Here is a 23576-nt window from a genome sequence, read left to right on the forward strand (position 1 = left end):
GTCAGTCTCCTTTCAATCCGCAGCACCTGCTGCGATGGAGACAAGCTAGCGCGCCAACGTTTCGACCCTTCCGGGCGAATGTAAAGAATTGTAAAGCGACAGCGGGTTTCGACACAGTGCCGGGTCTGCGCCGAAGAATCGTGTCCGCAGCCGGCCGTTTTCACCCCCGATCTGACTTCGAATTCAGAAAACGCGGCCGTAGTTCAGGTGTTGCCGACGCTTTCCCTCACTCATCGGTCGATGATCTCATCTCGCTTGAACTCGAATGTTGCAAGGAACATCGACGGCTGCTGTCGGTTCGGGGAAGGCACGGAGTACATGGGCGATGCATATCGAGCCTCTGCCGAACGCGGGAGGGCAGACATGAACAGGCACCCGGCCATGGAGCGGCCGGCGGGATCGTCGGCACGATCCTGGCTGGCATCGCAATCTGGTTGATCGTCGTCTACACGGGGGCTTACAAACGATTACGCGAGCCCCACTGGTTCCGCTCAAGGACATGCGCAAGAGGCGCCTTCATCCGCCGCGGACCATGGGCACAACGGCTCGCCAGACGCAAAGCCAAGAGGCGAATAGTCCATGCATAAGAACTTTCAGCTCGATGAGGGACTTATCGCCGGATATCGGGGCTTTTATGCCTGCGGAAGCTGATTGTCTGCGGACACCGCCATCGCGAAGGCGGCCAAGTCATGGCACCGGATCAACGCCAAAAGAGCGCCGTGCTTTACCGGATGGTCATGCCCGAACACCTTTGCCCTTACGGGCTGAAGTCAAAGGACCTTCTGGAAAGGCAGGGGTTCTCCGTCGACGATCGGCACCTCAAGACCCGTGAGGAGACCGACGCGTTCATGAAGGAACAGGGAGTCGACACGACCCCGCAAACCTTCATCGACGGCAAGCGCATCGGCGGCTACGACGAACTGCGCGAGCATTTCGGACAGGATGTAAAGGGCGAAGAAGGGGTCAGCTATCAGCCGGTCATTGCGATCTTCGCGACCGCGTTACTGATGGCCTTCGCCTTCAGCTGGTACATGTTCGAGACGGTCTTCACGATACCGGCACTCGAATGGTTCATCGCCATCAGCATGTGCATCCTCGCCGTGCAGAAGCTACAGGACGTTGAAAGCTTCTCGACAATGTTCCTCAACTACGACCTGCTGGCGCGCCGATGGGTGCGATACGCCTATCTCTATCCGATCGGCGAGGCTTTGGCCGGAAGCCTGATGATTGCCGGTGCGCTGATCTTTATCGCGGCCCCGGTGGCGCTTCTCATAGGAACGGTCGGCGCCGTCTCGGTCTTCAAGGCCGTCTATGTTGACAAACGTGAACTGAAATGCTCCTGCGTCGGCGGAAAGAGCAAGGTCCCTCTTGGGTTCGTATCACTGACCGAGAACCTGATGATGGTCGCCATGGCGATCTGGATGACAGCCAAGATCAGCTGACATCTTGCCGTTGACAGAGATGTTCAAAAAACCGCCCGATCAACCCGGCCGGGCGGCGGCAGTTTCCGAATGGATGCGATCAGCTGTTTTGAACCTGTGCGACCGCCTCACCCAGGAGTTCGATCATCCGCGCGCGGATTTCGTCCTCCGATTGTGCCACGCCGGCAGCATCGAAGTCGGCCTTGATCTTGCGCACGACGTCCTCGTGGCCCGCCTCTTCGAAATCCGCGGCTACCACTTCCCGAGCATAGTCCTCGGGATCGGACTTGTTCAAAAGACCGGCGGCCCAGAGGCCAAGCAATTTGTTGCGGCGCGCCAAGGATTTGAATCTCAACTCCTCATCAAGAGCAAACTTTGCCTCGAAAGCCTTCTCGCGGTCCTTCATGGTGGTCATCAATCAATCTCCCTTTCCTGCCGGAAGTTGTTATCGCCATAAACCAAAACGCCGCCGAAAGTGCAATGCGCGTTTTCGTGTTTGCTGACTTTCATGATACCCTAATCTAATTCGGGGGATGTGAAGATACGCCGATTGTGAAATGCGTTCTTTTCAGATATGGACCCGCTGAGAAAACTCCAATTGCGCGACCCAAGCGCGCCAACAAGCACAGAGACAAATCCATGAATCGTCGCCGCCGTATCTATGAAGGTAAGGCCAAGATCCTGTACGAGGGTCCGGAACCGGGCACGTTGATCCAGTTTTTCAAGGACGACGCCACCGCTTTCAACAAGAAGAAGCATGACGTCATCGACGGGAAGGGCGTACTCAACAACCGCATATCCGAGTACATCTTCACGCACCTGAACAAGATCGGCATTCCGACGCACTTCATCCGCCGCCTCAATATGCGCGAGCAACTGATCAAGGAAGTGGAGATCATTCCGCTGGAGATCGTGGTGCGCAACGTCGCCGCCGGCTCGCTAGCCAAACGCCTGGGCATCGAGGAAGGCACCGTCCTGCCCCGCTCCATCATCGAGTTCTATTACAAGGCCGATGCCCTCGACGATCCCATGGTTTCCGAAGAGCACATCACCGCCTTCGGCTGGGCGAGCCCGCAGGAACTCGACGACATCATGGCGCTCGCCATTCGCATCAACGATTTCCTCTCCGGCCTCTTCCTCGGCGTCGGCATCCAGCTCGTGGATTTCAAGATCGAGTGCGGCCGCCTCTATGAAGGCGACATGATGCGCATCGTACTGGCCGACGAAATCTCGCCGGACAGCTGCCGCCTCTGGGATATCGAGACGAAAGAAAAGATGGACAAGGATCGGTTCCGCCGCGACATGGGCGGTCTGGTCGAAGCCTATCAGGAAGTGGCCCGCCGTCTCGGCATCATCAACGAGAACGAGCCGCCGCGCGGCTCCGGTCCGGTGCTCGTCAAGTAAGTTCGGGGATTAACAAAGTGATCAAGGCACGCGTAACCGTGACGCTGAAGAACGGCGTACTCGACCCTCAGGGCAAGGCGATCGAAGGCGCACTCGGCGCACTTGGCTTCGACGACATCGGCCATGTACGCCAGGGCAAGGTCTTCGACCTTGAGCTCGAGACCGCCGACAAGGCCAAGGCCGAAGCGGATATCAAGGCCATGTGCGAAAAGCTGCTCGCAAACACCGTGATCGAAAACTACAGCATCTCCCTCGCCTGAAGGCGGGGGAGCTTTAGCGCCAGCAAAGCCTCGGGCTCGGACCTTGGGGCATGCCGGCGCCTCCAGTGCATAGAAACTGCCTCGCGCCATAGCGGCCGCGAGACCAAGGCGAGGTATCCACGTCCATGAAATCCGCCGTCGTTCAGCTTCCTGGCCTCAACCGCGATCGCGACATGATTGCGGCGCTCGCGAAGATTTCCGGCAAGGCGCCGGTCACCGTCTGGCAGACCGAAACCGAAATTCCAGATGTCGACCTCATCGTCATCCCGGGCGGCTTCTCCTATGGAGATTACCTGCGCTGCGGCGCGATCGCCGCGCGCATGCCGGTGATGCAGGCGATCAAGGCCAAGGCGAAACAGGGTGTTCGCGTGCTCGGCGTCTGCAACGGCTTTCAGATCCTGGTCGAATCCGGTCTTCTGCCCGGCGCGCTGATGCGCAATGCTTCGCTGAAGTTCGTCTGCCGCGAGGTGAAGCTGGAAGTCGTCAATGCCGACACGTCATTCACGCGCGCCTATTCGAGGGGCCAGGTGATCCGCTGCCCCGTTGCCCACCATGACGGGAACTACTTTGCCGATGCGGAAACGCTGAAGGCGATCGAAGGCAATGGACAGGTCGTGTTCCGCTATGCCGACGGCACCAACCCGAACGGCTCGATCAACGACATTGCCGGTATCATCAACGCCACGGGCAATGTTCTCGGCATGATGCCGCATCCGGAAAACCTGATCGAAGCGGCCCATGGCGGTGCGGACGGACGCGCACTCTTCGCCTCGGCGCTCGACGTAATCGCAGCCTGATTGACGCCCCGTTGCGCGTCGTTGTCGGGGCGCGCAACCGTTACTCCAGCAGTTCCACTGCCTGCTTCGTTCCTTTCGACGCCGCCGACGTCAAGCCACCGAAGCGGCCATCTCATCAGTGCGAGGCGCCAAGCAACCCATGATTTTCGGACGTTTCCTTGCGCTTGCCTCGGCGACGGCAAGCCTCATCGTCATCGCCGGTTGCCAATCCAATCGCCCGGCCGCCTCGCCGGCGAGTTCTGCCGCCCTGCCGACCATGGAGCGTATCGCACTCGGCGCCAGCGGTTGCTGGTTCAAATCGGGCGATCCGGCCTTCAAGACCTACCGCCTGGCGCCGGAACTCAATTCCTTCTCCGGCCGGCCGCGTATCCTGATCGTGCCGGCCAGATCTCCCGAAGCGCGGCCTCTCGCCGTCATCCAGGCGGAGGGACAGCCTGCCCGCCTCGAAGCATTCGGTCCGCTTTTCAGCGAACCCGTGGGCACCCGCATGTCGGCTGACGTGCGGCGCTGGGCGGCAGGCAATCAAGGCTGCAGCTGACCCTTCCTGTTCGCAAGCCGCCCTTCATCCGCCTGCTCGTCCTTGGCAGTCCCGCTGCACCCGCGCGGGGAGGTCCGGTCGCCTACCTCCAGAACGGCACGGCCGCCTCCCGCCTCGCCTCCGCTTCCCTAAGCCCGATATCTTTGAGTTGCTCGGCGCTGAGTTCGCCCAGCGCAAGCCGGCTGCGTCTCCTGCTGGCGAGGGCGCTATAGGCGCGCCAAAGCCGTACGAAAGCACCAACAGAACCGGGCTTTCTCTTCGAAGCAGAAGCCGCAACTCCAGCGCCCCGTTTGCGCGACAACTGGATTGTGCCAATTGTACCCATTGCCTTTACCTTTATATCAATTGTCACCTTCGTCTGTGATAATTGACAGGAAATCTGAGGCAATATAGATAATTGTCACTATGACAAGATGGCTTCCTGACATACAGCAGGGCCGCGGCCCGATCTATGCGCGCATCGCCGATCAGATCGAAGAAGCGATCGGCAATGGCACGCTGCCCGCCGGCACCAAATTGCCGCCGCAGCGCAACCTCGCCTTCGATATCGGGGTGACAATCGGCACGATCGGCCGTGCCTATCACATCGTGCGCGAGCGCGGCCTCGTCAGCGGCGAGGTGGGCCGCGGCACCTATGTGCTCGATCATCCGGAGAGCCGTCCCCCGGAACAGTCCGATCCCCTGACCACGTCGCTCGCCGGTACCCGGCCGATCGTTGCGCCCGCGGGCAAATTGCGTTTCGACAGCACCGCGGCGCCGGATATCGGCCAGGGGGAAATTCTCGCGAGGCTTTTGGGCGACATCAGCCACGAACATCACGCGGACATTGCCAGCTATGCCCGCAATTTCCCCGATCATTGGTTCGAAGCGGGTGCCCAGTGGCTGGCACGCGGCGGCTTCCGGCCGGAGGTAGAGCGCATCGTGCCGACGCTCGGGGCCCACGCCGCCGTGATCGCGGTGATCTCCGCGGTGACCTCGCCCGGCGACCGTGTCGCCTTCGAAACCTTGACCTATTCGCAAGTGAGCCGCAGCGCCGGGCTGATTGGTCGACGCATCGCCTTGATGGAGAGCGACGAGTTCGGACTGGTGCCGGAGGATTTCGAACGCGTCTGCGCTCAGCAGCACCCGAAGCTGGCTTTCCTGATGCCGAGCGCCCAAAACCCAACGGTTGCCATCATGCCGCTCGACCGGCGCCTGGCGATCGCCGATATCGCCCGGCGTTACGGCGTCTGGCTGATCGAAGACGATCTCTACGGGTCGATGACCGGAGACCCGGTGCCGGCGTTGGCGGAGATTGCGCCGGAGCGAACTTTCCTCGTCGGCGGTCTGTCGAAATCCGTTGCCGCCGGCGTGCGCGGCGGCTGGGTTGCTTGCCCGCCGCATTTCAGCCAGCGCATCCGCATTTCCCACAAGATGATCAGCGGCGGCCTGCCCTTCCTTCTCGCGGAACTTTGCGCCCGGCTGGTTCTTTCCGGTGCCGCCGCCGCGTTGCGCAGCCGCAGCGTCGAGGAAATCGGCGCTCGCGAAACGATGGCGCGCGACATCTTCTCCGGTTTCGAGTTCAGTTCCCACCCGAGGGTGCCGTTTCTCTGGCTCAAGTTGCCGGATCCGTGGCTCTCGGGAACCTTCAAACAGGCTGCCCTGCAGGAGGGCGTGCTCATAGACGATGAGGACGAATTCAAGGCCGGGCGCGCCGATCGCGTCTTCCACCGCATCCGGGTTGGCTTCTCCTCTGCCGCCGAGCGTTCGGAAGTGGGGCGAGGCTTTCAGGTTCTCCGCCGCCTGCTCGACAGCGGGCGCGCCGGCTATGACAGCTTTGATTGAGTATTCTTTCCACAGCGGCTTTCGCCGAAACTGCGACGATCTATAGTTGTCGCCAATTGCCCAGGTTGATTCGCCTGCAAAGGATACTCGGTCATGATCCAGTCGGTCTTGTTCGACGCCCCATTCTCCCGCCCCGCCATGGCCAGCCTGGTGCTTCTCGGCAGCGTCGCCGTTTCATCGGCTCATGCGGATGACGGGATCTTTGACGAAATGCGGTTCGGCCTCACCGCCCCTATCGAGAGCGGAAAGCACCATGAAAGCGGCGTCTTTCCCTCCTTTACGGTGTTCTTCGACCCGCTTGGCGCCGGTAGGGCGGGTACTCTTGCCGAAAAGATCCTGCGGCCACGCATCCATGCGGGAGCCTCGGTCGCAACCTCATCCAACGGCATCAACCAGATCTATGGCGGGCTCAGCTGGGACGCTGACATCACCCAACGGTTTTTTGTCGAACTGGGTGCCGGCGGGACGATCCACGACGGCGACCTCGAGGACGACGGATCAGACGGGCCGAAGCTCGGATGCCGGGTGCTCTTTCGCGAATATGCCGCCGCTGGCTATCGTTTTGATGCAAACTGGAACCTGTCGGCCACGATCGAGCACAACTCGCATGCCAATCTTTGCGACGGCCCCAATGGCGGCCTCACCCGGGCCGGCCTGATGCTCGGCTATACGTTCTAGTGGTGAAAATCTAACCCTTGGCACCCGAATCCGAAGGCCGGATTCGACCGAATGCGAACGGTAGCCCTCCTCTGGTGGACGCCCGCTCCGGATGGTGATAGCGGGCGTTGGCTCGACTGTTAGAATGCGTCTCGGCCGTCGTCTGCGACCGCGGCATTTCGGCTGGCTCGACACAAACGCTTCATCATCGAGGATGTGAGCTTTCTTGCCAACGACAGGGGCTACGACCCCTATGCCATGTTGAACTGGGCCGTCGACGCGTTGCTGCTCGCCGAACAGGACGATCGTGCGGTTCACTCATTTCCAGCGGATGGTACAGGCCTGCTGGCACTTAACACGGTTCAGGAAGAAAACACCTCGTCTTTATCGATCTGCTCGCGCATCCAAGAGAGAAACTTCTGAAGAGGCAATGACGGAGCAATGCTTTTCGGCCACGTGAGATAATAACCTTCGCCGCTGTAACACGTCATATCAAAGGGAGCGACGAAGCTGCCGGCCTGAAGGTGTCTCTTTACAAACACCTTGGTTGCGATCGCGACCCCGATATCCAGAGATGCGGCCTCGTAAGCGAGTGCCGAACTTTCGAAACGGATGCCAGGGCTGGGGTCGACCGTCGATCCGACGCGTTTAAGCCATGCAGCCCAATCGGTCGGACGTGCCATAGAATGCAGCAGCCGCACACGGCTCAGGTCATCAGGGCGCCTGAGCTTGTGGGCTTCCTGGAAAGCTGGTGAACAAATCGGAATCAGTTCAACATCGACCAACTTTTCGCTGTGGAGATCTGGCCAATTTCCTTTTCCCGCCCGAATGGCAGCATCCAGGTTCTGAGTCTCGAAATCGACTGGGGCGGTGGACGAACTCAGACGGACCTCTATGCGTGGGAAGGCTTCATGAAACTGCGTCAGCCGTGGAATAAGCCAACGCTGGGAAAAGGTCGTATAAGACTGGATGGCTAGAATATCCCGCCTGCCCCGCCGGGACACTCGCCTTGCCGCGTTCCCGATTTCGACGAAGGCTCGAGTCACGCCTTCATAGAGTTGCCGTCCCTCGTCGGTCAGTTCGATGCCGCGATGCAGCCGCTTGAACAGCACGACACCGAGATACTCCTCCAGCACTTTCACCTGGCGGCTGACGGCCACCTGAGACACATTCAGCTCTTCCGCAGCCTGCGTAAGGCTGGACAGGCGGGCAGCCGCTTCGAAGGTCCTTAACGGGTTTAGCGGGGGTATTGAATTGCTCATTTGCTAGTCATACGTCATGTCCGATCGTACCCAAAACACCTGTGGCGCTTCGGCGAGGCGCGCCGCTGGACCTTCGTGCGGGCTGTCCGCGCATCCGAGCCGACTTTGCGGCCCCGGTGCTCACACCCGTTCAAGGGCAATGGCAATCCCCTGTCCCACGCCGATGCACATGGTTGCAAGGGCAAAGCGGCCATTGATCTTGTCAAGTCCCAGTGCCGCCGTTCCGGTAATGCGTGCACCCGACATGCCGAGCGGGTGTCCGAGAGCGATGGCGCCACCGTTGGGATTAACCCGGGGATCGTCATCGGCAATGCTGAGATCTCGCAGACATGCCAGGCCCTGACTCGCGAATGCCTCGTTCAATTCGATGACATCGATCGCCTCTTGCTGCAATCCCAGCCGCGCCATCAATTTTCGACAGGCTGGTGCCGGCCCGAAGCCCATGATCCGTGGAGCGACTCCAGCCGTCGCCCCACCGAGAATCCGCGCGATCGGCATCAGGCGGTGACGCTTTGCAGCAGTCTCGTTGGCAAGGATCAGGGCAGCCGCTCCATCGTTCACACCGCTGGCATTGCCCGCAGTGACCGACCCTCCTTGTCGAAAGGGCGCCTTGAGACCTGCCAAGGCCTCGAGCGTTGTCGCGCGCGGATGTTCATCACGATCGACCAGGACCGGGTCGCCCCTGCGCTGAGGGACCTTGACAGGGACGATCTCCTCCCCAAGCCTTCCGCATGCCTGGGCAGCAGCAGTCTTCAGCTGAGAGCGGAAGGCGAACGCGTCCTGGTCCGCCCGCGATATCCCGAATTCCTCCGCGACATTCTCGGCAGTTTCAGGCATCGAATCGACGCCGTATTGAGCCTTCATGATCGGGTTGATGAAACGCCACCCGATCGTGGTGTCCTGTATCGAGGATTCCCGGCCAAAAGCCGTCTCCGCCTTCGGCACAACGAACGGGGCGCGGCTCATGCTTTCCACGCCGCCAGCGACTATCAGCTCGGCCTCGCCGGATCGGATGGCGCGAAATCCGGTGATGATGGCGTCCATCCCGGAACCGCAGAGCCTGTTGATCGTCGTTCCGGGAACCTCCACCGGCAGTCCGGCAAGAAGCGACGACATGCGAGCCACATTGCGGTTGTCCTCGCCCGCCTGATTAGCGCAGCCAAAAATCACCTCGTCAACCGCTGCCCAATCCAGGGACGGCTGACGGGTCATCAGCGCTTTCAGCACGGTGGCGCCGAGGTCATCCGGCCTCACGGAGGCGAGCGCTCCGCCGAAGCGGCCGATTGGGGTACGGATGTAGTCGCAAATGTAGACATCAGACACGGGTTCAGTCTCCGAGGAGAGAGAATTAGCGGAGCCACGCCGAACGCGCGCACCCGCTGTGGGGGCGAGCCGCTTTGGGTGCGGGTCGCCAAAATCAGCGAAGCACAACGAGCGCGTCGCCGGCGCGCACACCGGAGCCCTCGGGCAGCACAAAGACCGGGTTGATCTCCGCCTCTTCCAGCCGATCGCCCAGCGCCACCGCCATATCTGCGAAAACCAGAACGGCATCGATCAAAGCCTCGGTATCGGCGACCGGCCGACCGCGGAAGCCTTCCAGAAGGGCCGAACATTTCAATTCGCCGATCATGTCGCGAACCTGTCGGCGCGTCACCGGCAAGAGCCGCATTGCGACGTCCTGGTACAGCTCGGTGGTCACGCCCCCCGCGCCCAAAAGAACACAAGGCCCGAGCTGAGGATCGCGGTTGTAGCCGAGTATGAACTCTACGCCACCCCTGACCAACTCCTGGATCAGGAAGCCATCGACGTTCGCGCCGTCCGCAGCAACCTCGACGCGCGACAACATCTGCTCGCAGACCGTTTCGACGTCGGCCGTGGCAACGCCGACTTCAACACCGCCGACCTCTGATTTGTGGAGGATCTCCTTCGAGAGGATCTTGATGACCACGGACCCGTCGAACGCGGCCGCCTTCGCCGCTGCGTCTGCCGGGGTTGCCGCCTCGATTTCGCGCGTGACCGGGAATCCGAAGCGGGCGAAAAAGCGCTTCGCCTCGGCCTCGTTCAACGAGCCTTGCGGCAGGTCCGCTCCGTCCACGGCAGGGGGCGCCCGCCGCTCAGCCGAGTCATCTTCGCCTCGCGGCAGCAAGGCGCGCAGTGCTGCGGCGCAGCTCTCGGGAGCCGCATAAGCCGGGATCCCATGGGCATTCAAGTGTTGCACGATGCCCGGCGCCTCGGGGCTGACATAAGCGATCATGGGCTTCTTGCTGATGTGCATCGACTCCAGGAGCGGCTGGGCGACGACGTCCGGCTGCCGGATCGAGGACGAGCCCACGACAACGACTACGGCGTCGTAAGAGGGGCTTTCCGACAAGATCTGCAGGATGGATCGGAAGAGATCCGGACGCAGGCCGGCCAGCGTGACGTCGATCGGATTGCGATCCAGCACCGCCTCTTTGAGGTCGAGCGCCAGCAGCTTTTTCGACGTATCGGGATCGGGGCTCGGCATTTCGAGGCCGGCAAGTCCGACATTGTCGGCGACGATCGTCGCCGCGCCGCCGGTCGATGTCACGATCGCGACTCGCTTGCCGCAAAGAAGGCGCCCCTGGGACAGGGCGGCAGGTATGTCGAGAAGGTCTGCGAATGTCTGCGCTCGAATGATGCCGAGTTGTTTGAACAGGGCATCATACACCTTGTCCGCGCCGGCCAGCGCGCCGGTGTGGGAGACGGCGGACTGCGCGCCGGACTCGGAACGGCCGACCTTGTAGGCCACGATGGGCTTGCCGGCCGCGATAACCCGCGCGGCGGCATTGCGGAACTTCTCCACGTTGCGAATGGTTTCGAGGTAGAGGGCAACAACGGTGGTTGCCGGATCCTCCGCCATGGCATCGAGAAGGTCGGCAACTTCGATGTCGGATTCATTTCCCGTTGCAATCAGCTTGGAAAAGCCGACCCCGCGTCCGACCCCGCGCGAAAGCAGAGATCCGAGAATCCCCCCGCTCTGCGACAAAAGGGCAACTCCGCCGGCACGGAAGTCCTTCATCTCCATGGCACCGCTTGCCGTCAGCATGATGCGGTCCGTCAGGTTGACCAGGCCGATCGTATTTGGGCCCAGAATCCGCATCGAACCAGCAGCCTCGCGCAACTCGGCCTGGAGACGACGCCCCTCCTCCCCGGCCTCGCCGAAACCGCTTGCGAGTACGATCGCCGCCTTGCTGCCCACAGCTGCAAGCTGGCGAACGGATTCGATCACCCGATTGGCACCGACGAGGACGAGCCCGACATCCGGTGCCTCGGGAAGTGCTTGCGCATCCGCATAGCATGTCAGATCGCCGATCGCTTCATTGCGCGGGTTGATGGGGTAGATCCGACCATTATAACCGTGCTGTTGCAGATAGGCGATCGGCCGCCCCGTGAGCTTCGTCACATCGGAAGAGGCTCCCACGACGGCGACGCTGGAAGGGTTCAGAAGCGCATCAATGAAAGTCATCTGGGCTCGCCTCACGCGCTGGTTTTGTTGAGGAATGCCTCTACGGACGAACGATGTTCGGCCGTGGTGTAGCAGATTGCCTGCGCCTCGCGTCCGAGAGCGAAAATCGCCTCATCGCTGCTCTCGAAGGTCTTGTCGAGGATGGCCTTGGTCAGGGCAATGGCGGCCGGCGAGCCGGCACTCAACTGCTCCGCCCAGAGCTGGGCATCATCGATCAGGGTATTGGCCGGCGAGATCCTGTCGATCATGCCGATCCCAAGCGCCTCCTCGGGTTCGACCACCCTGCCCGTCAGAATGAGCTCCTTGGCGCGGGCGAGGCCCACGCGACGCGGCAGGAAATACATCCCTCCGCCATCCGATACGAGGCCCCGCTTGATGAAGCTCATCGCCATTTTCGCGCCTTCGGCCGCGATGATGAAATCGCAGGCGAGGGCCATGTCGAGACCGAGACCGAAGGCTGCACCATTGACCGCGGCAATGACCGGCTTGGAGAGGCCATGGATGACGGCAACACCCCTATGCGTACTGCGCTGGCGGGTCCAGCCATTGAAGGCGACTTCTCCCGCAGGGACCTCCAGACGCGCGCGCATGCCTGATACATCGCCACCGGAGCAGAAGCCCTTGCCGGCGCCCGTCAGAATGACCGCGCGAACCGTCCGGTCGGTGCCAACCTTCTCGAAGGCGTCGATCAGTTCAGACCGCATCTGATCGTTGATGGCGTTGCGAACATCCGGACGGTTCAATGTGACGGTCGCTATGCCGTTCTTGTGGGAAACCGCTATGAACTCATGTTCACGAACATTGACGGTCATTCCTTTGTTCCTTCCTCTCGAGCGCTGCCATGGTGGCACTGGCGCGATCTTTCACTTGACTAGAGGCATCCATGTCTTCGGACTGTCACCTGGACAACTGATCATCTGGCCGCGTTAGCCCAACCAGCAGTTTAGGGGAGAGACCGTTTTGCCTGGCCAGCCGGGGCGACCAGCAGTTCTCGCGGCAGATCGGCGCCGTGCAGGATCCCGTCGCGAAGCGCAGCTGCATCTGCGTCCGGGAGAATTCCGGACGCCAGTTCGTGGAACTTCGCGATTATCTCCGCGTCGCTCAGAGGATCCTCGGGATCGCCTCGCCGCGTCTGTTGAAGGTGTTCAAGCACGCGGCCATCCCGCAAGATCACCCGTAGACGGGCCTGTCGTCGGTGTGGATATAGAACCGAAAGGGCCGGATCCTCGAACACTGAAATTCTCGTCATCAGTTCGCGTATGTCCGCGCGCGCCAGGGTCTCCTCTTCGAAGGCTGCGAGGCGGACCGCTCCGAGGATCAGTCGTGCGGCAAGGCAATATTGCAGACTGAAACGCGCATCCTGCGCCGACGCGGGATCTGGCCGATTGCACATCGCTTCGGTCGCGCGATAACCGTGCACTTCAACCCGCGCGACATCCCCCTCGCGGAAAGAGTGACGCTCGCTCATTGCTGCAATGGCATCGAGCGCAGGAAAGATATGGCCGCAACATCCGTGGGCCTTGACGGTCATGCGGGTGATCGGTGTCCACTCGCCGAGACCCGCAAGCGCCCCCTCCCAATCTCCGGTCGTATCGCTCGTCGCAGCCGCAAAACCGTTCTCTGCGTCGAGGCTATCGGAAGACCCGGCAATCCCCGCCGCGGCTGCCATCGCGGCCAGCAAGCCTGCATCTGCCGCATGTCCCGGATGCAGAGCTTTTGCCAGGCCCTGCCCGCGGAGGTTCTGCTGGTGCCCACCCGCGAAGCTTGAAGCCAACGCCAGGGCATTGCCGACGCTCCTTCCGTCAGCGCCGAGAAGCATCGCCCCCGCGACGGCCGCGCCCATGGTACCGACGGTCGACGTCGTATGCCAAAAGGTGTAGTGGCTGGGCTGGATTGCCAGCGAAATCCGGCACCCCACCTCGTAGCCGGCGACTATGGCGCGGTGCAGTTCTTCAAGGCTTGACCCGAGATGCTGCGACAGGGCGAGAGCAGCCGCTATAGTGGGGCTGCCCGGATGATAGCCGCCATCCTTGAAAATGTCGTCGAATTCGACGGTGTGGCTGGCCGTGGCGTTGAGAAGAGCCGCGCGGCGCGGCGTAGAGAAGCGGCCGTCGACGTACGACCATGCGCCGCCGCTACCATTCGTCTCCGGCACCGCCTTGGCCAGCATTGTCGCCGGCGCGCGAACGCAGCCGGGCAATGTCGTTGCAAACCAGTCCAGGATCGAGCGGCGCACCGCCCACTCAACGGCGCCTTCGATCGGCCGTCGACGCCAATCGCAAGCCGCTTGGGCCAAAGCCGAAAGCGGACCGCTCATCGCAAGATCGCTCCCAGCCGTATCTTCCGAAAGGGTAGGATCCGCTGCGGCGGAGGCTTCATCGAAACATGCCGTCGTGCCATCTTCTCCGCCTTTCAGTTGATCGCGCATTCGGCACGAAGCCTTTCGATGTCCGCGCTGTCGAAGCCTACCCCCCGCAGGATTTCCTCCGTTTGCGCACCGACAGGCTGTGGCGGGAAACTCAACCCAGGCGCGCTATCCGACATGGTGAAACCCGCGACAGGAACCACCAAGCCATCCGTCGACGTGCCGGGCGCCGCGTGTTTATGCAGAAGCGGCCGCGATTCAATTTGCGGATCCGCGAGGGCTTCTTTCAGCTCTCGTACGCGCGCCGCTGGTATCCGCCTTTCCCGGAAGAAACTCTCCCAGTAGTCGGCGGGCATGGTGGCGATGATGCTGCTGAGTGCAGCCTCCTCCTCGCCATGGCTGTCCAGCCGCTGATTGTTGTTCTGCTTTATGAGATCTTCGCGCCCGAGGGCGATCCATAGGCGGCGCTGCTGCTCGAGGTTCGAGGCGGCGATCATCAGGCCCCCGTCAGAGGCACGGTACTGGCCGATCGTGGCGAAGGGAAAGCGGTTGCCCTTCGGCTTCGGATGACTGCCATTCCACAGGTATCCCGTTACGTAAGGACTACACAGGACGAGCGCCACGTCCAGCATGGAGACGTCCACGAACTGCCCGCTGCTGCTGCCACTGCGTTCACGCTGCAGGAGGGCCGCCGTGATGGCATAGGCGGCCGTTGTACCCGTCGCATAGTCAACCACGGGAGCGCCACATTTCAGAGGATCGCCATCCTCGCTGCCGGTCATCGTCATCATGCCCGAGAATGCCTGAAGAACGGAATCATAGCCCGTCTGCTCCCGGCGCGGTCCGGTCGAGCCGAAAGCCGAGATCGAGCAATATATCAGCCGGGGGTTGAGTTTGCGCAGATCGTCGTAGCCGAGCCCCAGGTCTTCAAATGCACCGGGCCGGTAGTTTTCGACGAAGACGTCCGCTGTTTCGACGAGCCGCATCAAGGCGTCACGACCGGCTTCGGTCTTCAGGTTCAGTGCAACCGCCTTCTTGTTCGACGCCTGTGCCATGAAGGCAGTGCCCATGCCGGCGCTGCTGAGATCGCGATCCGAGCCCTGAAGGCGCGCCTGGTCCGGATCGTGCGGATCCTCGATCTTGATCACGTCGGCGCCGAGTACGGCCATCTGATAGCTGGCGAACGGTCCGGCCAGCACGTGCGTGGTGTCTATGACACGGAAACCGGCAAGGGCCCTCGTCATGGTCTTTCCCTATCCATTCTTGCTGTCGTGTTCTCCGGCGGGTCAATCACCGCCGGAGGTCACCTTCACACGGATGCGGAGGCATCCGCACTACTGCAGGAGTCGAGCCGCCTCTAGCTGCTTGCTGGCGATCTTGCTGACGTCGCGTACGAAAGCGTCGTATTCCTTCGGCCCCAAAGTGGAATCGATGACACCCGTGCTGCGGGCATAGTCCTGATAGGTCTTGGCCTTCATCGCCTCGTGGATTGTGTCTGCAATCTGCTGCTGAAGTTCGAGCGGCATGTCCTTTGGACCAAAGACACCGCGCACTTGCACCCAGCTCGTGTCGACCTCGTAGCCCGCCTCACCGAAGGTGGGAACGTCCGGCAGACCATCGAGCCGCTTTTCACCCAGGACCCCGAGACCGATGATCCGCTTGGATTCGAAGAAGGGCGCGGTCGGCCCGAGGTTCGAAACACCTACATCCACGTGCCCACCGAGCAAGGCCGTCATGATGTCAGGAGTGGAGTCAAACCCGACCCAGTTGAACTTCACGTCTGCCGCGCTTTCGAGCATGGCCGTGCCAAGATGCTGCATCGACCCAACGGGCCCGAAACCGCCGATGTTGACAGTGCCGGAGCTGGCTTTCGCCTTTGCAACGAGGTCCGGCAGTGATTTGATGTCGGAATCCGCGCGAACGAAATAGATGATCGGGTCTTCCTGCGTGGAAGCTATCCAGGAGAAGTCGTCGACCGAGAAGGTTCCCTTCAGATTGGTCAGCATGCTCGTGAAGTGGGTCATCGTGTTGATGCCGATTGTCAAGCCATCGGGCTTGGCTTGGCGGACATGCGCCATCTGCGTTGCGCCTCCGGCGCCCGGAGCATTCACCACGACAACCGGCTGGCCGATCATCGGCTCCAGCGATTGCGCCAGGGTGCGGATGAAAATGTCCGCCGTTCCGCCGGGCTTCGTATGCATGACGACATTTACCGGTCCTGATGGCTTCCAGGCCGTCTCCGCCGCGACAGGACTGGAAAGACCCAGCGTGGCAACGACGGCGAAAGATGCCGTTGCCACGAACGCGCGCGCCGGCTTGAACAGATTTACTGACATGAAACGCCTCCCACGTTTGAACGAAAGAACCACGGTCCTCTCCAATGAGACCAGTGTCTTATGTTGGATCCGCGAAATGAACTGAGATTTGGTCAGGTCGAACGACCGCAAATATTGGGCATAGTGCTCGGGCAGTGAAGGCTGAGCCTGCCGCCCGAGCAATCGTCAGCCTCTCACCGAAGGGTCGGCCGCCCGGGTTGCCTGTCTCCGCTTCTGAATAAAGCCGATTGCCGGAAGCAGGAATGCAAGGACAGCCGTTAGAAGCAACGCAACCGTCAGAGGCGAGGTGTAGAAGACTTCAAGGGAACCTTGCGACGTAATCAGCGCCCGGCGGAAATTGGTTTCCATCATCTCGCCGAGCACCAGAGCCAGAATGATCGGAGCCAGCGGAACCTGCACCTTTCGAAGCAGGTATCCGAGAATACCGAACGCAGTCATGACGTAGACCGGGAACATCGTGCCCTCGGAGGCGTAGGCACCCACAAGGCAAATTCCTGCGACGATCGCCGCGATAGCGGGACCGGGAATGTTTGCAACCCTGGCCCAGGCGCGGGCACCGGCAAGCCCGATGAACACCATCACCGGCACGCCGATCCAGAGCGACGCGAAGATAGTATAAGGAATTTCGGGATTGCGGCTGAACAGGAGAGGCCCCGGCTGAATGCCCTGGATCATCAGGGCGCCGATCATCACCGCCGTCGTCGGCGAACCGGGGATGCCGAGTGCAAGCAAAGGTGCCATGGCACCGGACACGGCAGCATTGTTTGCCGCTTCCGAGGCCGCAACACCCTCGATAGATCCTTTCCCGAATCGCTCCGGAGTCTTGGATGTTTTCTTGGCCACCGCATAGGCAATGAAGGAGGCAATGGAGGCGCCCGCACCCGGAATGATGCCGATGATGTAGCCGAGCACCGAGCTTCTGAACACGACGCCATTGAGTGACCATAGACCCCTCCAGTTCCAGCTGCGCCAGCCGCCAAGCGGCGCACTCTTGATCTTGGCTGTCATGCCCTCCTCGACCAGGAAGAGGACCTCCGAAAGCGCATAAAGCCCGAGCAGCACCGGCACGAGGGGCAGCCCCTCGAAGAGCTCGACCGACGCGGCAAAACGCGGCGTCCCGGTCTGCGTATCCAGCCCGACCGTCGCGAGCGCGAGACCGATGCCCATCGCCACCGCGCCCTTGACCACCGAGCCTTCTGCAAGGCCGACCACCAGGCTGAGCCCGACGAGCGCCAGAGCGAAGTATTCACCGGGTCCGAACCGCAATGCGAATTCCGAGAGCGGCACGGCGGTAAACAGCAGGAACAGGGCGCTGATGAAGATACCAATGCCGGAGGTGACGATAGACACCAGGAGGGCTTCGCCCGCCTTTCCCTGCTGACTCAACGGATAGCCGTCCCAAGCCGTCGCGACCGCTGCCGACGTGCCGGGCGAATTGATGAGAATGGCGGTGATCGCGCCGCCATATTCTGCCGCGGCATACAAGGCCACCAAACCGACGATCGAGACGACGGGGTCAAGTCCGTAGGTGAATGGGATGAGCAATGCGACGCCGAGACTGGGGCCGAGACCAGGAATCGCGCCGATGAGATAGCCGGCCAGCGAGCCGAAGACCAAGCTCAGCCACACGAGCGGATCGCCGAAGGCCGAGAAGCCTGAGAGGAGGTTTTCAATCATGGCAGACCCTCACGGAAAGACCACGTTCAACGCAAGCGCGAACACAACATAGATGAATGTGACCAAGCCGATCGGCACGCCCAGCACATGCAGGATCCGACGCTCGCCAGCCGCCACCATGATCGCAGCGGAGAAGAGCGCGACGCAGAGATAGACACCCAGCGTTTCGAAGCTCAGGGTCTGCCCGACAAGGAGCAGGGCAACGATCAAAACAAGGAGCGGCCGCCGCCAACGGCTGTCGGAACGCCCCATTCTGCCCATGAGCCGCGCGACTGCGAGGCCGATCATCGATATGGTGGCGATTCCGGTTCCGAAGGCGACGAGAAGCGGGAATCCGCCCGCTCCGATATCGTTCGAATTGAAAGGCTTCGGCAGGTGGTACGCCTGGACGACGTACCAGGATAAAATCGCAAGTACGATCAGACCGATCACGATTTCGAGTATCGGCAAAGGTATTCGGACATAGCCCTCCACTGGCTGCTCGCCCTTGTCGAGAACCTCGCTCTCCATGGTCTCCTCCTTGCTGCCACTCTGCCGGCAAGTGCCGTATGGCAGCCATTTCCTCCAGCGCCGTTCGATGTGTTTTCGGATGACGACGCAAAGAGGCGCGCCCACTGGCACGGCCTCGATCTTCGTTATGGGCACTCAGAGGTGTGAATTGAACTGAGTATATATTAGGCAGAATGTTCATTCGCCTTGGTCAAGGTGGCCACGTCACCGGCAGGCGGACGCTACGGCCGATCCGAACCGTCGCCGCCGTCGCAGCAGTTTCGGCGGCGCTCAAATCTGTGGATCATGCGGATGATCCAGGGAATGTTCGGCATCAGGATAAAGATGCGGGTCAAATGAAAGGCCGTGATCAGCGCAACGTCCTGGCCCAGAAATTTCGCTGTCAGCGCCATTTCGGTAACGCCACCCGGTGCAGTGCCCAGCACCATCAGCTCCCAGCTCAGCCCCGCCATCCGGGAGACGATGACCGCCATGATCGACGTCAGGGCGAGCATGAGAAGCGTCGTGACGATGGAAGCCGTGACGAGCCGCCCCGCCGCAGCGAAAAGTGATCTGCGGAAGGTCGAGCCAAGCCAGACGCCAAGAGTGACCTGCGCGCAGGAGAGAACGATTGACGGGTAGAAGGACGGGGCGACGCCAAGTGCCGAAACTGCCGAAGAGGCAGCCAAGGGACCAAGAAAGAAGGGATTGGGCACGCGACATGCTTGGGCCAGCAACGCCCCGGCCATTCCTGTGCCGGCGAGGAGGAGGACAGCAATTGCATCGAGCTCACGCGTTGTCCGCACCATGTCGCGAGCCGGCCATCCGTCGATCATGTAGATGGCGACCGGGACCAGGACCACGACGGACGCGATCCGCACGGTTTGAGACAGTATGACCGGACCGGGATTGCAGTTGTAACGTTCGGCCATAACCGCTGCCTCCACGGGACTCGTCGGCAAGGAGGAGAGAAAGGCCGCAGTTAGGTTCAGGTTGGCCACACGCGCAAGCAGGAGCGCGACCACGAGCGCGCAGCACGCCGTGGCGAGTGCCATCCCGATAAGAAGCGGTGCGAATGCCAGGAGCATGGCGAATGCGGCGGGCGAGAAATATACCCCCACCTGCGACGCAATGACGATCTGGCCGACCGGCCGCGTCTCAACGGGTATACGGATGTCCACCACGCCCGTCAGATAGAGCGATGCCGTGGCAAGCAGCGGTCCGATCATCCATGGCAGCGGCGACCCGATCCATGCCGCAAACGCCCCAGCGCCAGCACCGAACAGGTACACACCGACGAGGCGCGCCAGAAGCTGGCGGTGTGCGATTTCACGCCATGGCGGCACGCGCATCGTCCCCGCTCGACAGGTCTTCGCTGTCACACACCGCGCAGCATCGGCATTGAGATGTCCTTTCTCCTGCCGTTGCGTACTGATTTGCGACGCGGGCCCTCCTTCCCAGGTCGTGGACCAGCGGCGAGCGGCGGCCGCGGGTCCCGCGGTCACGATCAGATTCGAAATACAGTCTCATGAAATGCCGATGTTTTCTTGCTCCAACCAACAACTTATCAGATTGACGCACTGGCTTTGCACCTGCCTATCGGCAAGCCTGGAGCAAACAATTGGTTATGTTACCAGGCTGTCAATCCGCGCTATAGACGCAGTTCACTCGGCGCAAACTGGCAGATCGCAAAGGCGCACCGGAATTGCCGGCCCAGCGTACGGCACGCCGCCTCGGACAGCGGCAGCACCATTCATATTTGCGAGTGGAGGACCATATGACATCCATCGTCAGTCATGAACGCCGCGACGGACTCGCCATCGTCACAATCGACAATCCGCCGGTCAACGCATTGAGCTACGCCGTCAGGGCGGGTCTCATCGATGCAGTGCACGCTCTGGAAGAGGACCCGGCCGTCATAGCCGTGGTTCTACGGTGCGCTGGTCGAACCTTCGTGGCCGGCGCCGACATTCGCGAACTGGGGCAGCCGCCTCGGGCGCCCATCCTGCCGGAAGTGATCGAGGCGATCGAAGGCGCGCGCGTGCCGTGGATTGCAGCAATTCATGGAACAGCCCTGGGCGGAGGATTGGAGTTGGCGCTCGGCTGCCACGCAAGGATCGCCGATCCAGGAACAAAACTCGGATTGCCCGAGGTGAGCTTGGGCACGATCCCCGGCGCTGGCGGTACGGTCCGCCTGCCGAGGCTGATCCCGATCGCTGATGCCATAGAACTCGTGACAAGCGGCAAACCGATCGATGCCGCTCAGGCCCTGAAGGTCGGTCTTGTCGATCGCATAGCCGAAGGTGATCTGCTGGACGCTGCAGCAACGCTCGCGCGCGAGTTGCTGACCCGCCCCATGCCTGCGCCATTGGTCGATCGTCCCTGCCCGATTGGGGAGGCGGTCGATTGGAATTCGAGGGCGAAGGCTCTTGCCCGAAAAGCGAGAGGTGCGCAGGCGCCACTGGAAGCCTTGGAGGCGCTTCGCGAGGGAGTTTCCCTCTCGGGCCGCGACGCCTTGACGAAAGAAAGGGAACGGTTCCTGAGGCTCGTTGCTTCCGAAGAGGCAGCGGCTCTTCGCTACGCCTTCTTCTCCGAACGGAATGCGGGCAAGAGTCTTGCAGCGATGACGGCCGAACCGGCCGATCTTTCCCGCGTGGGTGTCGTTGGCGGCGGCACGATGGGCGCCGGGATCGCAATAGCACTGCTCCTGTCAGGCTCCGCAGTAAGCCTGCTCGAGCGGGACGAAGCTACTGTTGCAGCGGCGCGACAGCGGGTTCTGGAGACACTGCAGGCAAGCGCTGCGCGGGGCGCGATCACGCTGTCGCAGGCAGACGACGCTCTCGCACGGCTGACGGCAACGCACGACTACACCTCGCTTTCCGACTGCCCACTCGTGATCGAGGCGGTATTTGAAGACATGGACGTCAAGAAACAGGTGTATGCTCAACTCGATGCAGTCATGCCGCCCAAGGCAGTTCTGGCGACCAACACGTCCTACCTCGACGTCGACGCCTTGGCAGAAGCGACGGCCGACCCAACCAGGGTGCTGGGTCTACACTTTTTCGCGCCCGCCCACGTCATGAAACTTTTGGAGATCGTCCGCGGCAAGCGCACCGGTGATCGCTCCCTGGCAACCGGCTCGGCTCTCGCTAGGCGCCTGAAGAAAATTCCGGTGGTGTCGGGCGTTTGCCATGGCTTCATCGGCAACCGGATCATGGCTGCCTATCGGAGGGACTGCGAGTTCATGCTTCTCGAGGGTGCTTTACCGGCCCAGATCGATACCGCCATGAAGGCGTTCGGCTTCCCCATGGGCATCTTCGAGGTCCAGGACCTGAGCGGGCTCGACATCGCCTGGGCGCAGCGCAGGGCCGCGGAAGCGACGCGAGACAGGTCGCAGCCCTACTGTCAAATAGCGGACAGGCTGTGCGAGCTTGGACGGTTGGGGCGGAAGACGAGGAAGGGCTGGTACGATTACAGTTCAGGCGAGCCCCAAACCGATCCGGCAGTCACGCGCATCATCGAGGAAGAGAGGGTAAGGACAGCTGCGGCCGTTCGGGGATTTTCGAACGAAGAAATCATTCGGCGGATCATCAGAGTGATGCAGCAGGAGGGCGAGGCGCTTCTTGCCGAAGGAATTGCCGAAAGCGCGGCCGATATCGATGTAGTGATGGTCTCCGGCTATGGCTTTCCCCGCCATCGCGGCGGGCCCATGTACAGGAAGCAAAGCACTGTAAGGGACTGCTCCCTAAGTATTCAGCCACTCCATTTTAGCATTGCTTAAATCTTGGCGCACCCTCGCGAGTGAAGGTTCCCTCACAATTGCTTCCCAAGGCGGAGATCAAGGCATGACAACAATCGTAACCATTCCGGGCATCATGTCCGATGCCCGCACTTGGAACACCATCGCGGATGCGTTGAAATGTGAGGGAACCACCGTGCACGTGGCCGATACAAGCAGCGATACCACCTTGGAAGGGATGGCAGCACGCGCGCTGTCTGAGGCACATGGCGAGTTGATTGTCCTGGCACATTCGATGGGTGGTCGCATAGCCATGGAAATGGGCCGCCAAGCACCAGAACGCATCCGGGCCATGGTTCTCTCCAGTACGAATGCCGAAGGTCCAGATGTGCATGAAGCCGCTCAGCGCGAGGCCCGCATCGCAGAAGCGAATGCCGACATGATTGCTTACGCGCGTGGTTGGATCCCGAAAGTGATCTCGACCGCAAGTATGCGGAACGCTGATTTGGTGGCTCGTCTTCGACAAGTGGTCGAAAATTGTCCGCTTGAGGTGCACGAGCGGCAAAACCGTGCACTGCTCCTGAGACCCGATGCGACTGCATACTTGGGCACGTTCGAGTTTCCGGTGTTGCTGATTACCGGTTCAGAAGATCGTTTGTCGACAGCCGTCGCACACGATGCCATCGCAGCAATGCTGCAGGACGCCGAATCCGTGATCATAGAAGATGCGGGTCATCTGCTTCCATTCGAACAGCCACGAAGAGTTTTCGAGACCATCAAAGAGTGGCTTTCGCGTAAGAACTTGCATCCACGTGAGTGCAACGCTTGAGGAACCGCTGAGAATCAGGCCTTTGCCGGGGCGGGATTTAGTAATCCGGCACGCCCACCAGACGGCTGCTGCTTTCAAAAAACCTTCGGCGCGTTTGCTCGCGTAGGCAGAATCGTGATTTCAGGACGAGATCAATCTCTTCACTCTATGCCATGGCCGTGCTCCTCGTGCCAACAGAGCCATACCTGACTGAGACGTTCTTGAGGTCACCCGGTATATTGAGACTGAGCAGAAATCGAGGACTGTGCGGCATGCAAAAGCGGCCGCTTACAGGCCTAGTTGCAGTGTCGGCTTCTCGCGGCGCATTACTGTCACACAGCGGCTGGGTCTCTAAGCTCCACTCTCCACCCAATTCGGCCATTTATCACGGCACCAAGCGTTAGATTTTCACCACTAGACCAGGCGTCCGCCAGGACGCTGCTCGTTCTCAACCTCACGCCCGCGTTCCAGATCCGGCGCACTGTTGATCGACGGCATTTTTCTGTCGCGCC

General features: G+C 61.2%; 21 protein-coding genes. 9 read left to right on the top strand and 12 right to left on the bottom strand.

What is annotated here, in order from left to right; genetic code table 11:
- Nucleotides 1-689 precede the first annotated feature (689 nt).
- Nucleotides 690-1442, top strand: coding sequence for a MauE/DoxX family redox-associated membrane protein (locus AC4P1R_RS07195; protein ID WP_492177542.1), 753 nt, complete (start codon nt 690-692; stop codon nt 1440-1442).
- Nucleotides 1443-1521: 79 nt separating this feature from the next.
- On the opposite strand, the gene AC4P1R_RS07200 is transcribed toward AC4P1R_RS07195, so the two are convergent.
- Nucleotides 1522-1836 carry a DUF1476 domain-containing protein gene (locus AC4P1R_RS07200; RefSeq protein ID WP_069458552.1) on the bottom strand — a complete coding sequence of 105 codons (315 nt, stop codon included), beginning with the start codon at nt 1834-1836 and terminating at the stop codon, nt 1522-1524.
- Nucleotides 1837-2060: 224 nt separating this feature from the next.
- Here AC4P1R_RS07200 and purC point away from each other — a divergent pair, with 224 nt between their 5' ends.
- The 4 genes from purC (at nt 2061) to AC4P1R_RS07220 (ending at nt 4420) form a co-directional block, all read left to right on the top strand.
- Nucleotides 2061-2825, top strand: coding sequence for a phosphoribosylaminoimidazolesuccinocarboxamide synthase (purC, locus tag AC4P1R_RS07205; RefSeq protein WP_026614000.1), 765 nt, complete (start codon nt 2061-2063; stop codon nt 2823-2825).
- Between the two features lie 17 nt (nt 2826-2842).
- A complete protein-coding gene (gene purS / locus AC4P1R_RS07210) occupies nt 2843-3085 on the top strand; it encodes a phosphoribosylformylglycinamidine synthase subunit PurS (RefSeq protein WP_069458551.1) in 243 nt (80 codons plus the stop codon).
- Nucleotides 3086-3210: 125 nt separating this feature from the next.
- On the top strand, nt 3211-3882 hold the full coding sequence (purQ, locus tag AC4P1R_RS07215; protein WP_225191907.1) for a phosphoribosylformylglycinamidine synthase subunit PurQ: 672 nt from the start codon (nt 3211-3213) through the stop codon (nt 3880-3882).
- Between the two features lie 139 nt (nt 3883-4021).
- Nucleotides 4022-4420: a hypothetical protein gene (locus AC4P1R_RS07220; RefSeq protein ID WP_069458549.1), complete on the top strand. Its 399-nt coding sequence runs from the start codon at nt 4022-4024 to the stop codon at nt 4418-4420.
- Nucleotides 4421-4502: 82 nt separating this feature from the next.
- On the opposite strand, the gene AC4P1R_RS07225 is transcribed toward AC4P1R_RS07220, so the two are convergent.
- Nucleotides 4503-4745: a DUF1127 domain-containing protein gene (locus AC4P1R_RS07225; RefSeq protein ID WP_492177543.1), complete on the bottom strand. Its 243-nt coding sequence runs from the start codon at nt 4743-4745 to the stop codon at nt 4503-4505.
- A gap of 80 nt (nt 4746-4825) precedes the next feature.
- Here AC4P1R_RS07225 and AC4P1R_RS07230 point away from each other — a divergent pair, with 80 nt between their 5' ends.
- Nucleotides 4826-6244: an aminotransferase-like domain-containing protein gene (locus AC4P1R_RS07230; RefSeq protein ID WP_151611272.1), complete on the top strand. Its 1419-nt coding sequence runs from the start codon at nt 4826-4828 to the stop codon at nt 6242-6244.
- 138 nt (nt 6245-6382) lie between these two features.
- Nucleotides 6383-6922: an acyloxyacyl hydrolase gene (locus tag AC4P1R_RS07235; RefSeq protein WP_492177729.1), complete on the top strand. Its 540-nt coding sequence runs from the start codon at nt 6383-6385 to the stop codon at nt 6920-6922.
- Nucleotides 6923-7263: 341 nt separating this feature from the next.
- Here the strand turns inward: AC4P1R_RS07235 and gcvA are convergent, their stop codons facing one another.
- The 10 genes from gcvA to AC4P1R_RS07285 all read right to left on the bottom strand — a co-directional run bounded on the left by gcvA (nt 7264) and on the right by AC4P1R_RS07285 (nt 19863).
- The gene (gcvA, locus tag AC4P1R_RS07240) at nt 7264-8163 is read right to left on the bottom strand and encodes a transcriptional regulator GcvA (RefSeq protein ID WP_492177544.1); all 900 of its coding nucleotides are present in this window, start codon (nt 8161-8163) and stop codon (nt 7264-7266) included.
- Nucleotides 8164-8283: 120 nt separating this feature from the next.
- Nucleotides 8284-9486 (bottom strand): 3-oxoadipyl-CoA thiolase, encoded by a 1203-nt coding sequence (pcaF, locus tag AC4P1R_RS07245; protein ID WP_492177545.1) that lies wholly within the window; start codon nt 9484-9486, stop codon nt 8284-8286.
- Nucleotides 9487-9580: 94 nt separating this feature from the next.
- Entirely contained in the window at nt 9581-11650 is a 2070-nt protein-coding gene (locus AC4P1R_RS07250) for an acetate--CoA ligase family protein (protein ID WP_151611275.1), read from the bottom strand.
- 11 nt (nt 11651-11661) lie between these two features.
- Nucleotides 11662-12462: an enoyl-CoA hydratase/isomerase family protein gene (locus tag AC4P1R_RS07255; protein ID WP_151611276.1), complete on the bottom strand. Its 801-nt coding sequence runs from the start codon at nt 12460-12462 to the stop codon at nt 11662-11664.
- Between the two features lie 131 nt (nt 12463-12593).
- Complete coding sequence (locus AC4P1R_RS07260) at nt 12594-13967, bottom strand: MmgE/PrpD family protein (RefSeq protein WP_492177546.1); 1374 nt, start codon at nt 13965-13967, stop codon at nt 12594-12596.
- Nucleotides 13968-14062: 95 nt separating this feature from the next.
- Nucleotides 14063-15259, bottom strand: a complete 1197-nt coding sequence (locus tag AC4P1R_RS07265) for a CaiB/BaiF CoA transferase family protein (RefSeq protein ID WP_151611278.1) — start codon at nt 15257-15259, stop codon at nt 14063-14065.
- A gap of 90 nt (nt 15260-15349) precedes the next feature.
- Nucleotides 15350-16351 carry a Bug family tripartite tricarboxylate transporter substrate binding protein gene (locus AC4P1R_RS07270; protein WP_492177547.1) on the bottom strand — a complete coding sequence of 334 codons (1002 nt, stop codon included), beginning with the start codon at nt 16349-16351 and terminating at the stop codon, nt 15350-15352.
- A gap of 165 nt (nt 16352-16516) precedes the next feature.
- Entirely contained in the window at nt 16517-18028 is a 1512-nt protein-coding gene (locus AC4P1R_RS07275) for a tripartite tricarboxylate transporter permease (protein WP_492177548.1), read from the bottom strand.
- 9 nt (nt 18029-18037) lie between these two features.
- Nucleotides 18038-18538, bottom strand: a complete 501-nt coding sequence (locus AC4P1R_RS07280) for a tripartite tricarboxylate transporter TctB family protein (RefSeq protein WP_069458539.1) — start codon at nt 18536-18538, stop codon at nt 18038-18040.
- A gap of 221 nt (nt 18539-18759) precedes the next feature.
- Nucleotides 18760-19863, bottom strand: a complete 1104-nt coding sequence (locus AC4P1R_RS07285) for an AbrB family transcriptional regulator (protein ID WP_492177549.1) — start codon at nt 19861-19863, stop codon at nt 18760-18762.
- 431 nt (nt 19864-20294) lie between these two features.
- On the opposite strand from AC4P1R_RS07285, the gene AC4P1R_RS07290 reads away from it, so the two are divergent.
- Together AC4P1R_RS07290 and AC4P1R_RS07295 are read left to right on the top strand one after the other, a co-directional pair.
- On the top strand, nt 20295-22298 hold the full coding sequence (locus AC4P1R_RS07290; RefSeq protein WP_492177550.1) for a 3-hydroxyacyl-CoA dehydrogenase NAD-binding domain-containing protein: 2004 nt from the start codon (nt 20295-20297) through the stop codon (nt 22296-22298).
- Nucleotides 22299-22362: 64 nt separating this feature from the next.
- Nucleotides 22363-23085: an alpha/beta fold hydrolase gene (locus AC4P1R_RS07295; protein ID WP_492177551.1), complete on the top strand. Its 723-nt coding sequence runs from the start codon at nt 22363-22365 to the stop codon at nt 23083-23085.
- The last annotated feature ends 491 nt before the right edge of the window (nt 23086-23576 follow it).

Source organism: Sinorhizobium sp. Y406 (assembly GCF_058732025.1).